An 11,114-nucleotide genomic window follows, 5' to 3' on the forward strand; every position below is an offset into this window, starting at 1 on the left:
TGGATCCGGGGCGGGCGTCAGTGCGGTGCCCGGGCGGCGGCCTCCAGCGTCGCGTAGCAGCCCTGCGAGATCGCCTGCGCGCGCAGGCGCTCGGTCCCGCTGAAGGGACGGCCGTCCTCCCGGAAAAGGTCCTCGCGCAGCAGGGCGTCCGACGTGCAGCGGGCGGCGATGCGGCAGAGCGGCGGCTCGCCGCCGGTGCGCGTGCAGATCGTCACGTAGTCGGCGCGGAACGCCCGGAGTCCGGCGCGCGGATTGGCGCCCGCCACCGTCACGAGTCCGGTCAGCAGCGCGAGCAGCACCGGCTGGTGGATGAGGTAGATTGCGAGGCTGTGGCGGCCCGCGAACGTCGCGGCGCGGCCGATCCGCGTGCGCGGAGCCCAGGCCCCCAGGGGCGAGCGGGCGAGCGGCGGCAGCGCCACACGCCCCAGGACGATCCCGACCAGCACCATCCCGAACCAGGGGAAGAGCGGCACGTAATCGTTCGTCCGCGGTACGACCGAGCCTAGGCCGAGGAAGGACAGGGCCGGCGCATCGAGAACGGAAGCGTGCCCGAGATGCGGCGCGGCGAGGACGACCGCGGCGGCGAAGGCGGTGACCGGCGCCGGCAGGAACAGGAAGGGCAGCCCGAGCAGGCTGGAGAAGGCGATGCAGTGCAGCACGCCGAAGAACACGAAGGCGTCCGGGAAAACGGCCCAGGTGCCGAGAGTGACGAGCAGCGCCGCCCCGCCGATCCGCAGGAGCCGCAGCAGGGTCGGCCGGAGCCTGACGCCACGTCCGTTCATCAGCACGAGGCCGAAGCCGACCAAGACAAGGAAGCTGCCAGCGATCAGTTCGGCAGCCAGACGCCCCGTCGGCGTCAGCGCGTAGTTCTCGGCGGTCAGCCGGAGATGGCCGAGGTCCCAGAGCGTGTGATAGCTCGCCATCGCCAGCAGGGCGACAGCCCGGGCGGCGTCGACGATCGGCAGGCGGCGCTGCGGAGCCGAGGACGCGGTGGCGTGGCGATCGCGGGTCAGGTCTACGAACATGAGGGCGATCCCAAACCACGTCGCGGCGGCCCGTGCTATCGGGAGCCGCTCGGGCACTGCGCGGGGAACGCGACGACTCTCGAAAACGTGAAGGTCGCCGCCGCACGATCACTGGTCAGCCCGCAGGGCGGGACGGTCGAAAAATCCCCTCGCTGGTCCCGACGCTTAAACACCGCATTCGTCGCAAGCTGCGACCGATCGACTGTTGCGGCATCGCCTCCCATGGCCAAGATTGCAACTTGGCCGGGCTCTTCTGCCAGACAAATGGGCTTCCCGGGCATCAGGACTTCGTTAATCTTCCCGGGAGAGCGCGCGGCGTGATTCGGTGTAGGTTGCTCGGCCATGTCTGACGAACGCGGATCCGAGCCCGAGAACGCCGATCGGCCGATGGTCGCTCGACCCGGCGAGGCGGATCAGCACGAGGATGCATTTCTCGACCTCGTCGAAGTGGCCGGTCACATCAAGTGGTTCGACGTCTCGAAGGGTTTCGGCTTCATCGTGCCCGACGACGGTTCGCCCGACGTCCTGCTGCACGTCACCTGCCTGCGGCGCGACGGTTTCCAGGCCGCGAGCGAGGGCGCGCGCATCGTCGTGGAGGCGGTGGAGCGGCCGCGGGGTTGGCAGGCGTTCCGGGTCATCTCTCTCGATCAGGCGACCGCCCTGCACCCGTCCGAGATGCCGCTGCCGCGCACCCACGTCAGCGTGACGCCCACCAGCGGGTTGGAAACCGCCGTCGTGAAGTGGTTCAACCGCCTTCGCGGGTTCGGTTTCTTGACCCGGGGCGATGGGACGCCCGACATCTTCGTGCACATGGAAACGTTGCGGCGCTACGGGATCGCCGAACTGAAGCCCGGTGAGTCCGTTCTGGTCCGCTATGGTGATGGATCCAAGGGCGTCATGGCGGCCGAAGTCCGGTTGATCGACGGGGCCATGCCGGCGTCGCATTGAGGCCGTGCGCCTCCGGCGCTATGCCCTTGCCGCGCCTCAGGAATCGCGCGTCGATTCCCCTTTCGCGCAGCCTGGTCTATGTCCGGGCGGCGGATCGTACGGTCCGCGCATCATCCCACGAGAGGCATGAGCCTGTGAGATCACTATCCCGCGCCGCCCTGGCGGTCGCCATCGCCTGCCTCACGCTGACAGCCGTGGCTGCGACCCCGCCCGCCCTGGCGCAGGCTGCCGCGCGCACCGCCACCGCCAAATCGGAGCCGCTGACCATCGTCACGAAGTCCGGCCCGAAGCGCTTCGAGGTCGAGGTCATGCGCGATGATGCGGCCCGTTCCCGCGGCCTCATGTTCCGCCGGCACATGGCAGCCGATCACGGCATGCTGTTCGATTTCGAGCGGGACCAACCCGTGACCATGTGGATGAAAAACACCTATCTGCCGCTCGACATGGTGTTCATCCGGGCCGATGGCACGATCAGCCGGATCGCCGCCGAGACCGAGCCGCTGTCCACCGCGATCATCGCCTCGGGAGGCCCGGTTCTCGCGGTCCTGGAACTCAATGCCGGGACCGCCGCGAAACTCGGGGTCGCCCCGGGCGATCGCATCGAGCACGGGATGTTCAAGGCCCGCTGACGAGCGGGGCCGGCCCGCGAACGCACCGGGAACAAGTCCCTTGACCCGGTGTGCGTTCCGCGCCAGTGTTCCGGCAATGTTCCGGTTCGCCGGAAGGCTGGTTCAGGGCGGAGGACCCGATGGGCAACGCGGCCGAAGTCGAACTGTTCGGCAACGACGACTGGTCGGTGCAGACGGACGGGATCGAGCACCGCGAGACCGGATACTTCATCGCGCGCGGTGCTCTGGCCCTGCGCCGGGCCGAGGGGCTCTGGGATTGGCCGCTGCAGATGGCCGAGAAGCGCTGGTGCCGGCCGAGCCTGTTTCGGGAAGCCTTTCTCGCTGCCCTCGACCGCTTCGGGATCGCGCGCGACGCCGAGCTGCTCCGATCCTTCGCCTTAGGCTACGGCATTCGCGCGGTCGTGTCGCCGGCGGCCGAGACCTTCGTCACCCTGGGCGACGTCCTGCAGCCGCGCGGGCGGGCCGAGACGGTGCGGTCGGCGGCACAGCGGCCGGCGGCCCGGGCGCTCGCCGCCGCCGGTGCCTGACGAACCGGCGGCGCAGGGGTGATTTGACCGGGGCCGTCACACCCGGATAGCCCTCGTTCTTGTAACGAGAGAGAGGGCATCATGGCGGACCACGACCGGACTGGGCTGGACGGGCTGATCACGCCCCCGCTTTCGCGGCGCGGCTTCGTCATGACGAGCCTGATGAGCGGCCTGACGCTCGCGACAACCCGCGTCGAAGCGCAGGTGATCCACACCGACCAGACTGGAATCGAGGCCGGCGAGGTGAAGATCCCGGCCGCCGATGGGCCGATGCCGGGCTACCGGGCAGTTCCCGCGGGCGAGGGTCCTTTCCCGATCGTGCTGGTGATCGAGGAGATCTTCGGCGTCCACGAGTACATCAAGGATATCTGCCGTCGGCTCGCCAAGGCGGGATACTGCGCGGTGGCGCCTGAACTCTACGCCCGCCAGGGCGACCTCTCGACCATGACCGATGCCCAGCAGATCATCCGGGACGTCATCGCCAAAACGCCGGATGCGCAATGGATCGGCGATCTCGACGCGGCCGCCGCCTGGGCAGCGTCCGCAGCGAAGGGTGATCCGAACCGCCTCGGCGTCATGGGCTGGTGCCGCGGCGGTCGCGACGTCTGGCTGTACGCGGCGCATCGTCGCGACCTGAAGGCGGCGGTCGCCTGGTACGGGCCGGTCGGAGGCGAGCGTACCGACATCCAGCCGCGCACCGCCACCGACGTGGCGGCGGAGATCAACGCGCCGCTGCTCGGTCTTTACGGGGCCGCCGATACCGGTATTCCGGTGGCCGCCGTGGAGGCGGCACGCGACCGGGCCAAGGCCGCGGGCAAGACCGTCGAACTCGTGATCTATCCGGACGCCCCGCACGGCTTCCACGCGGATTATCGTCCGAGCTACCGCCGAGAGGCGGCCCAGGACGGCTGGGATCGCGCCCTGGCCTTTCTGAAGTCGCACGGCGTCGGCTGAATAGCCGCTTCGGGGCGTCGACCCGAGGCGTTCGTCCGTGGCTGTGTTGCCTAAGACACGGCCACAACTTCCCGATTATGCAAGGATCAAAGGAGGATCTGTGCCCGCGCGGGTCTGGCCCCTCGCGGCGTTCGGGCGTTGAACCGATCGAAGCGACCGCCGTTCAGCCTCTGTAGAGTGTCCTGGCTTATGAGCGATTCGGTACAGCCCGGCCAGAAGCCCGTGATCCTCGTCGTGGAAGACCAGCCCGACGAGCGCTTCCTCGCGGCCACGCTGCTGGAGGATACGGGCTTCACGGTGATCGAGGCCGAGACCGCCGACCGAGCCCTGGCGATCCTCAACGACCGCGCAGACGAAGTCAGCGTTGTCTTCTCCGACGTCCGCACGCCCGGCCCGATCGGTGGCTTCGAACTCGCGCGGATCATCGGCGTGACTTGGCCGCGTGTGCGCGTCCTTCTGACGTCCGGTGATGCCGGCGACCAGCCGAGCGACCTGCGTGTCTCGGCGACCTTCATCCCGAAACCCTGGCGTGCCGAGGATATCCTGGCCTGGGTGGAACAGGCCGCGGGCCGTCCATCCACCGGATCCGGGCCTACCGTGATCGGACCGGGCGGTAAAATAATCCCCTCGGGACTGGAAACCTGAGGCGGTGGCGCAGTTGTACGCTACTCCGGAGCGCGGTGCCCCCGGTTTCGCACAGTACAGTTGAACCGTGATACCGCCATGAAGATCGTCGCTGCCAATTACGCCGATTCCCTTCGCCGATCCGACGGGCGGGATACGGTTGAAGCTGGTGTCGTCGAAAGCGTGCGCGTGGAACTGCTCGCCTTCTACGGATCCGCCGATCACGACGTGCCCGAGGAACTGACCGCGTTGGCGCGTCGACTGGACGGGGCGGACACAGCCCGCGGCGCGACCGCCTAGGCTCGTTCAATGAACCGGGCTTCGGGACCGGGCCGCGGGTCGCCAAGAGCAGAGAATCTGCTATTCAGCGCACTCTGACCTGCCGACGCAGTGCGTCTCTCAGTCGAGCCCTTGATGCGTCTCAATCTTCTTCGCGGATCGCTGATCGCCGCCGCGATCATGACCCTGGCCGGGCTCTCGACCGTCGAGGCGGCGACGCCCCCGGCCCAGCCGGCCGACGGGGCAGGGGGTATCGGGGATCGCAAGGCGACGGTGACCAAGCGCCTGCTCGGCCGCGGCAGTGCCACCACCTATGCGTTCTACGCCGCCGGTGCCGCGCCGGAAGCCGGACGCCCCGTGGCGATCTTTCTGCACGGCTGGGGCGTGGTCAATCCGCAGAGTTACGGCGGATGGATTGATCACCTTGCCCGTCAGGGCTGGCTCGTGCTCTTCCCGCGTTTTCAGGAGGTCAATCGGACGCGACCGGCAGACGCCCCTGCCATCGCCGAGAACCTCGTGAAATCAGCGCTCGCGGATCTCGCGTCCGACAGCGAGGCGCGACCCGATCTCGGCCGGGTCGCGCTGATCGGCCACTTGGCCGGCGCGCCCCTCGCCCTGGATATGGCCGCCGGTTCCAAGGCGCGGGGCCTCCCCGTGCCGAAGCTGATCCTCGCGGCGACGCCAGGGGGCATCGCCAGCGGGGCGAAGTCCCGCGGCATCGCCCTCGCCGACCTCTCGACGGTGGACCCGGCCACGATGCTCGTGGCGATGGTCGGCGACAAGGATACCCGTGCGGCCGATCTGGCCGCCAAGCGCCTGCTGCGTGAGGCCAGCGCCGTCCCCCTTGAGCGCAAGCTGTTCGTGCGCGCGCTCTCGGACGATCACGGCTTTCCGGCCCTGACGGCGACCCTGGCGGCTCCCGCGGGCCTCGACACGGCCTACGATGGCGGGGCCATCAAGCCCGGTCCGGAGCCGAAGGAGGCCGCAAAGGATGCGGCGAAGCCGCCGCCGTTCCGCTGGTCCGCCGACATGGCTCTGACCGGCGAGCAACAGACCCTGGTCTCGCAGATCAATCTCGCCCGCGTAGACGCCCTGGACTACCTCGGGTTCTGGAAGACGTTCGATCTCGCCGCCGCGGCGGCGTTCGCGGGGTCGGACGCGACGGCCCTCAAGAACAATCCCCGCCTAGCCGATATGGAGCGCTGGAGCGACGGCTGGCCCGTGAAGCGGCTCGCCGTCGAGACCCCCCGACCCACGCCGGCCGCGCAGGCGGGCACACCGGCGCCGGCGGCCCGCAAGCGCTGAGATCCGCCTCTTTGATAGCTTGGCCCTGGCGTAAGGCTTGCTAATCTCCTCCCGTCCGAGACGGGAGCGAGATCATGCCCGAGTTCGTCGCCAGCCTGCTCGCCGCGGCTGCCTTCTGCCTGACATTGCTGGCCCTGAACGCGCTAACCCGGCTCCTGATCCAGGCGCATGTCGCCCCGGTCGACCTGGGCGAAACCGGCTTGCTGCAGATCGGCGGCGCGCTCGTTGTTGCCCGGGCCGCCTATCGCAGGGCTCCGCACCGCCGCACGTTCTGACCCTCAGCGCAGGAAGATGCCGAACGAGCGCGGCCCGTTGCCCGTGGGAATGGTCGCCAGCACCTTGAGCGTGCCGGAATCAAGGACGCTCAAGGTATTGTCGCCCCAGTTCGCTACGTAGAGGCGCCCATCCGGGTCGGCGGCTATGCCCTCGGGATGATCGCCGACATCGATATCGGCGATCGGCTTGAGCGTCGCGAGGTCGAAGGCCGTGACGCTGCCGGCGTATTGATCGGTGACGAAGCCCCGCCCCCGCGCGAGGGCGATGACGTAGGGCCGCCGGCCGGTCGGCACGCGGCCGATCTCGCGCCTCGTCTTCAGATCGAGGACGGAGACATCGTCGCTCGTGACGTTGGCCGTGTAGGCACGTCCTGCGGCCGGATCCAGCGTGATGCCGAACGGATGCTGTCCGACCGGAATGACTGCGGTCTCCCGCCGCGCCGCGGCGTCAACCACCGAGACGGTATCGGCCTCGCGGTTGGCAACGTAGAGCGTCGCGCCGTCGGGCGAGACGGCGATCCCGGAGGGCGACGCCCCGACCGCGATCTCACCGTCCGGCACCAGGCTACCGGCGCGCTCCGTGAGAACGAACAGACGGTGTCCGTACCAGTCGGCCACGTAGACGGTTCCGCCGCGCGGGTCGGCCGCGACGCCGAGCGGTCCGCCGGGCAGCGGCACCTCGGCGAGGACGCGGCCGGCGTCGAGATCGATGACGGCCAAGCCGTGCCCTTCCGGACGCGTGACATAGGCGCGCCTGCGATCGGGCGACAGGGCGATCCCGGCCGGCGCCCCGTCGACCGGGATCCGTCGCACCACCGTTCCGGCGGCCAGATCGACGATCTCGACCGCACCGCCGAGCTGGGCGGTGACCACCGCCTCCCGAGCCGGTTCGGCACGGGCGGCGGTCGCCAGGACGATGAGGCCGGCGGCGCAAGCCGCCCGGCCCCAGCGCAAGGTCACGAGCCCTTCTCGACCTTGGCCTTCAGGTTAGCGAGGCTCGCCTTGATCCAATCGCCGACGCCCTTCTCGGAGGCTTCGTCGTTCAGCTCGGGCGGCGGATCGTTGTTCATGTAGCCGCGATAGAACGCAGCCTTCCACTCGACCTTCGCCTTGTCGTTGCCCGCGGGCTCGACCGTGATGGTGGCTGAGTAATCGTTCGCGGGAAGATCCTTCACATCAACCTTGTCGATGTAATAGGAGAACAGCTTGTCCTCCGGCTTAAGCTTGTTGCTCGTTTCCTGGATCTGGTCGCCGTTCTTCAGCGTCAGCACCCGCTTGAACTTGCCCGCCGGGTCGCCGGTGAGTTCCGTCTTCGTGACGTTCTGCAGCCAGTCGGCGTTCTTCACGTCGCCGATCACGGCCCATACCTTGTCGGCTGGGGCGTTGATCTCGATGGATTCGTTGATCTTGCGCCGGGTCGGGCCGTGAGCCTGTGCGGTCGCCGCAACCAGAGCCGCGGTGGCTGCCAGGGCCAGGGTGATTTTCTTCATCTTGTCCTTCTCCTCCCGACCTCAACGGTCGTCGCGATCGAGGACGCGCGCCTCGGAGCCGAGCGCCGCCTCGACCTTGTCCTCGATCCAACCCCAAGCCTCGCGCTCGCGCGGTCCCGCGGTCTTGCCGATGGCGATGGCGAGGTAGGCCATCTCCGTCAACACCTTGTCGGGCTCCAGCATGTGGAGCCGGGTCGAAAGAATCGCGGCCTCCAGAACGGCGGCCTGCGCACGGTTGTAGCCGATGAAGGGCGCGTGCGCGGCGCTGTGCACCATGCGGCCGCGGAAGCGAGGCCGGGTCTCGTGGGCCTCGACCGCTGCGACCTCGAACTCCGCGTGGCCGAAACTGTCGGCGAGGCGGCGGCCCGGGATCGCCGTGCAGGGCAGCGTCGGCCATTCGCGTCGGCCCGTCACCGCGCCGGCGATGACCCGGATGTCGCGCGGGCTGGACGCCGCGAAGCAGGGAGTCGCCTCCAGGTTCGTGATGGTCGGCGACGGCCGGAACGGCGCGAGCACGTAGCCCTCCGCCTCGCCGATCAGCCCGAACGGAACGAGGTGCAGTTCGCCCGCGGGAGAGACTGTCGTGACGATGGTTTCGAGGATCAGCGGCATCGGCTCACGCTCTGTCGGCTGGCACGAGCCGCCCGCAGACCAGCTTCGCGGGCGGGTCCTGCGGGCGTTCCGGAGCGGACTCGGCCCGAGCCTCCGCATCCGGAATCGTTGCGGGCCGCTGCGCGTCGGCCTCCGGTCCGACCGAACGGGCATCCCGGGTGCCCGGCGGCGGCGCGTCCGGTCCGGAATGGCGGGTGTGGCCGGCCTTCTTGAAGGCGGTGGCATCCTCCACCTCGGCATCGGCCGCGCAGCCCCAGTCGAGGGGCTCGTCCTGCACGTAGCGCTTGCCAAGCCGCCACGCGGTCTCGGCCTTGGCGAGTTCGGCGCCGAGATAGTACGCGTGCGCGCCGTCGCTCGCGACATCCAGATCCGGGAAGAAGGCCATCGCGTCGGTGCCGACCCTGTGGACGTCGCGGTTGTAGACGTGGATGCCGTCTTCAGCGACCGCGATCCGGTAATTCGGATCGCGCACCTCTGCGGCGGCCTGGGCGATCTCGTCCGCCGTCTGCACGAACGGGCGCTTGTCGTGAAGAGCGAGCAGCGCCCGGCCGTAACCTTTGGGCAGCGCGGAATCGGCCTTGGCCGCGTACATCACCCGCCGGGCGGCGTCGTGCTCCTCGACGGTGCGGCGGGTGTGGTTGGAGACCTGCACGATCAGCACGTTGCGGATCGACAATTCGGAGCACATGCCGACGAGCAGTGCGGTGACGCCGAGGGAATCGGCCTCGGTGAGCTCCGTGAGATTACCGGTGCCCATCATCATCTCGATCTCGGGCCAGCGGGCGCGGGTCTCGCGGTAGCGGGCGATCGAATCGACGAAGCCGTGGTGGATCGGCTCCAGGATCGGGTCGGCGAGGAAGGGTCGTCCGGCCTCCAGCATGCGCGCGATCGCCCGGTCGAGCGAGGGCAGGTCGTCCGGGCGCGTCGGCACGAGGATCGGCACCGCCCCGGTCTCGAAGGCGAGGTCGAGGGTCTCCTCGTTCAGGCTCAGGAGGAAATCGGCGCCTGCGGCGGCGCCCCGGACCAGTTCCTCGCGGGAGAAGGAATCGACGCTGACCTTTAGACCCGCCTCCTTGAGGGCCTTCACGGACTCCTCCAGATGCGGAAACGGGGTGTCGGGCAGCCCGCCGAGGTCGATGACGTCCGCGCCGCGCCCGGCGAGGTCGAGGCCCTTGGCCCGGATCTGCGCGACGGTCATTTTCGAAGCGTCGACGATCTCGGAGAAGATCCGCAGGTCGTGCCGCGACAGGTCGACCTTGCGACCGGCCAAGCCGAGCCAAGCCGGCAGGTCGACCACCTCGTCGGGTCCCCGCTCCACGGGCATGCCGAAATGCGCGGCGAGATGCTCCGGATTCGCGCGGCACCGACCCGGTAGGAGAACCCGGGTGGCCCCCTCCGGCAAGGTGACCCGCCGCCGGATGATCTCCTCGGTCATCAGGGCGGCGACCTTCACGCCGGCATCCGCGATGCTCCAATGCAGGGTCGTCGGCAGTCCCGCCGCGACCTTCTCCAGGCGCGCCCGGGCGAGGCGGCCGGTGACGAAGACGATGTGCTCGGGCGCGCTCACGCGGCGACCCGCGGCACGACCGCGATCCTGTCGTTCGGCCCCCAGATCTCGATCGGACCGCCGAAGCGGGCTGCAAATCCCGGGAAGGCGGCATCCACAAGCCCGGTTCGGGCGAGGGCGGCGGCGTCCTGGCCCGGCGGCGCGTCGCGGGACTTCACCAGGACGCAGCGCGTCGCCCCGATCCGCGCCGCGAGCCACAGGGCCAGACTGTCGGAGGTGACGTCCCAGGTCTCGGCGATGTCCGGGTGTCCGGCGCGCAGGACACGGGGATTCCACACTCGGATCCGTGCGGGCGCGGTCTCGGCCCACGGCTCTAGGCTTTGGACGAGCCGCGGTTCGATCCCGCGGAAGATGCCGGCCGCGTCGCTCATGGCGTCGAGGGCGCGGCGATGCGCCTCGTCATCGCCGAAACGCTCGACCGCCTGCGCGGCCCGGACGCCGTCCGCGAAGGCCCCGCCACCCGGCACGACGATGCAGCGCCCGTGCGCGCCGTCGGCGATGGCTGCAAGCAGCGTCCGGCGGCGGTGCGGATCCGCTTCGAGGCTGCCCCCAATCTTGATGACGGCCGTCACGCCGCGTCCTGCCGGTTCGGGCGCAGGGCGCGGAGCGCCTCGACGACGCGGAGCGGATCGATGCCGTTGCGGCGATCGAAGTCGCGGCACAGGCCGCCGCGGAAACCCAGATAATCCGGCCGGTGCGCGCCGAGACCGGAGATGTCGATGATCCGAAGCGACCCTGCCAAGCCGCTCATCAGGCCGTGCGCTCGGCAGGCAGCGGTGAAGGCCGAGAGGTCGGCGGGCGCCGCGAGGTCGGGCAGGCGCGCGMCCTGCTTGCCGGCGGTGTCGATCATCGCGCCCGCGAAGCCGGCCGCCGCTAGAT

Annotated in this window: 15 protein-coding genes; 8 read left to right on the forward strand and 7 right to left on the reverse strand. The window is 69.5% G+C overall.

The annotated features are described in order from the left end of the window. Positions 1–17: 17 nt before the first annotated feature. Positions 18–1,025 carry a heparan-alpha-glucosaminide N-acetyltransferase gene (locus tag AC1DXK_RS07365; protein WP_457103822.1) on the reverse strand — a complete coding sequence of 336 codons (1,008 nt, stop codon included), beginning with the start codon at positions 1,023–1,025 and terminating at the stop codon, positions 18–20. Positions 1,026–1,412: 387 nt separating this feature from the next. Between AC1DXK_RS07365 and AC1DXK_RS07370 the strand changes: the two genes are divergently transcribed. The 8 genes from AC1DXK_RS07370 to AC1DXK_RS07405 all read left to right on the forward strand — a co-directional run bounded on the left by AC1DXK_RS07370 (position 1,413) and on the right by AC1DXK_RS07405 (position 6,566). Beyond that, the gene (locus AC1DXK_RS07370) at positions 1,413–1,973 is read left to right on the forward strand and encodes a cold-shock protein (protein WP_457104060.1); all 561 of its coding nucleotides are present in this window, start codon (positions 1,413–1,415) and stop codon (positions 1,971–1,973) included. Between the two features lie 134 nt (positions 1,974–2,107). Beyond that, positions 2,108–2,602, forward strand: coding sequence for a DUF192 domain-containing protein (locus AC1DXK_RS07375; protein ID WP_457103823.1), 495 nt, complete (start codon positions 2,108–2,110; stop codon positions 2,600–2,602). A 119-nt stretch (positions 2,603–2,721) separates the two neighbouring features. After that, positions 2,722–3,129 (forward strand): hypothetical protein, encoded by a 408-nt coding sequence (locus tag AC1DXK_RS07380; RefSeq protein ID WP_457103824.1) that lies wholly within the window; start codon positions 2,722–2,724, stop codon positions 3,127–3,129. Positions 3,130–3,210: 81 nt separating this feature from the next. Beyond that, entirely contained in the window at positions 3,211–4,083 is an 873-nt protein-coding gene (locus tag AC1DXK_RS07385) for a dienelactone hydrolase family protein (protein ID WP_457103825.1), read from the forward strand. Positions 4,084–4,272: 189 nt separating this feature from the next. Beyond that, positions 4,273–4,728 (forward strand): response regulator, encoded by a 456-nt coding sequence (locus AC1DXK_RS07390; protein WP_457103826.1) that lies wholly within the window; start codon positions 4,273–4,275, stop codon positions 4,726–4,728. Between the two features lie 78 nt (positions 4,729–4,806). Next, complete coding sequence (locus tag AC1DXK_RS07395) at positions 4,807–5,007, forward strand: hypothetical protein (RefSeq protein WP_457103827.1); 201 nt, start codon at positions 4,807–4,809, stop codon at positions 5,005–5,007. 114 nt (positions 5,008–5,121) lie between these two features. Further along, on the forward strand, positions 5,122–6,291 hold the full coding sequence (locus AC1DXK_RS07400) for an alpha/beta hydrolase family protein (protein WP_457103828.1): 1,170 nt from the start codon (positions 5,122–5,124) through the stop codon (positions 6,289–6,291). A 74-nt stretch (positions 6,292–6,365) separates the two neighbouring features. Then, entirely contained in the window at positions 6,366–6,566 is a 201-nt protein-coding gene (locus AC1DXK_RS07405; protein ID WP_457103829.1) for a hypothetical protein, read from the forward strand. 3 nt (positions 6,567–6,569) lie between these two features. On the opposite strand, the gene AC1DXK_RS07410 is transcribed toward AC1DXK_RS07405, so the two are convergent. From AC1DXK_RS07410 to AC1DXK_RS07435, 6 genes are all read right to left on the reverse strand, one after another. Continuing rightward, a complete protein-coding gene (locus AC1DXK_RS07410; RefSeq protein WP_457103830.1) occupies positions 6,570–7,526 on the reverse strand; it encodes a YncE family protein in 957 nt (318 codons plus the stop codon). Next, positions 7,523–8,056 carry an SRPBCC family protein gene (locus AC1DXK_RS07415; protein ID WP_457103831.1) on the reverse strand — a complete coding sequence of 178 codons (534 nt, stop codon included), beginning with the start codon at positions 8,054–8,056 and terminating at the stop codon, positions 7,523–7,525. The genes AC1DXK_RS07410 and AC1DXK_RS07415 overlap by 4 nt, the downstream gene beginning before the upstream one ends. A 21-nt stretch (positions 8,057–8,077) precedes the next feature. Then, on the reverse strand, positions 8,078–8,668 hold the full coding sequence (locus AC1DXK_RS07420) for a DUF447 domain-containing protein (RefSeq protein ID WP_457103832.1): 591 nt from the start codon (positions 8,666–8,668) through the stop codon (positions 8,078–8,080). A 4-nt stretch (positions 8,669–8,672) separates the two neighbouring features. Beyond that, positions 8,673–10,235, reverse strand: coding sequence for a DUF6513 domain-containing protein (locus AC1DXK_RS07425; protein WP_457103833.1), 1,563 nt, complete (start codon positions 10,233–10,235; stop codon positions 8,673–8,675). Next, positions 10,232–10,807, reverse strand: a complete 576-nt coding sequence (locus tag AC1DXK_RS07430; protein WP_477297314.1) for an amino acid kinase family protein — start codon at positions 10,805–10,807, stop codon at positions 10,232–10,234. The genes AC1DXK_RS07425 and AC1DXK_RS07430 overlap by 4 nt, the downstream gene beginning before the upstream one ends. After that, positions 10,804–11,114 (reverse strand): (5-formylfuran-3-yl)methyl phosphate synthase (locus AC1DXK_RS07435; protein WP_477297316.1); only part of this gene is annotated, 311 nt, incomplete at its 5' end. The genes AC1DXK_RS07430 and AC1DXK_RS07435, both read right to left, overlap by 4 nt.

It is taken from the genome of Methylobacterium sp. P3_A11, assembly GCF_056403155.1.

Bases quoted from the DNA above. Each gene is read 5' to 3' on its own strand.
- AC1DXK_RS07365 (WP_457103822.1), bottom strand. From the start codon at position 1,025: ATGTTCGTAGACCTGACCCGCGATCGCCACGCCACCGCGTCCTCGGCT.
- AC1DXK_RS07370 (WP_457104060.1), top strand. From the start codon at position 1,413: ATGGTCGCTCGACCCGGCGAGGCGGATCAGCACGAGGATGCATTTCTC.
- AC1DXK_RS07380 (WP_457103824.1), top strand. From the start codon at position 2,722: ATGGGCAACGCGGCCGAAGTCGAACTGTTCGGCAACGACGACTGGTCG.
- AC1DXK_RS07385 (WP_457103825.1), top strand. From the start codon at position 3,211: ATGGCGGACCACGACCGGACTGGGCTGGACGGGCTGATCACGCCCCCG.
- AC1DXK_RS07390 (WP_457103826.1), top strand. From the start codon at position 4,273: ATGAGCGATTCGGTACAGCCCGGCCAGAAGCCCGTGATCCTCGTCGTG.
- AC1DXK_RS07395 (WP_457103827.1), top strand. From the start codon at position 4,807: ATGAAGATCGTCGCTGCCAATTACGCCGATTCCCTTCGCCGATCCGAC.
- AC1DXK_RS07400 (WP_457103828.1), top strand. From the start codon at position 5,122: ATGCGTCTCAATCTTCTTCGCGGATCGCTGATCGCCGCCGCGATCATG.
- AC1DXK_RS07405 (WP_457103829.1), top strand. From the start codon at position 6,366: ATGCCCGAGTTCGTCGCCAGCCTGCTCGCCGCGGCTGCCTTCTGCCTG.
- AC1DXK_RS07415 (WP_457103831.1), bottom strand. From the start codon at position 8,056: ATGAAGAAAATCACCCTGGCCCTGGCAGCCACCGCGGCTCTGGTTGCG.
- AC1DXK_RS07420 (WP_457103832.1), bottom strand. From the start codon at position 8,668: ATGCCGCTGATCCTCGAAACCATCGTCACGACAGTCTCTCCCGCGGGC.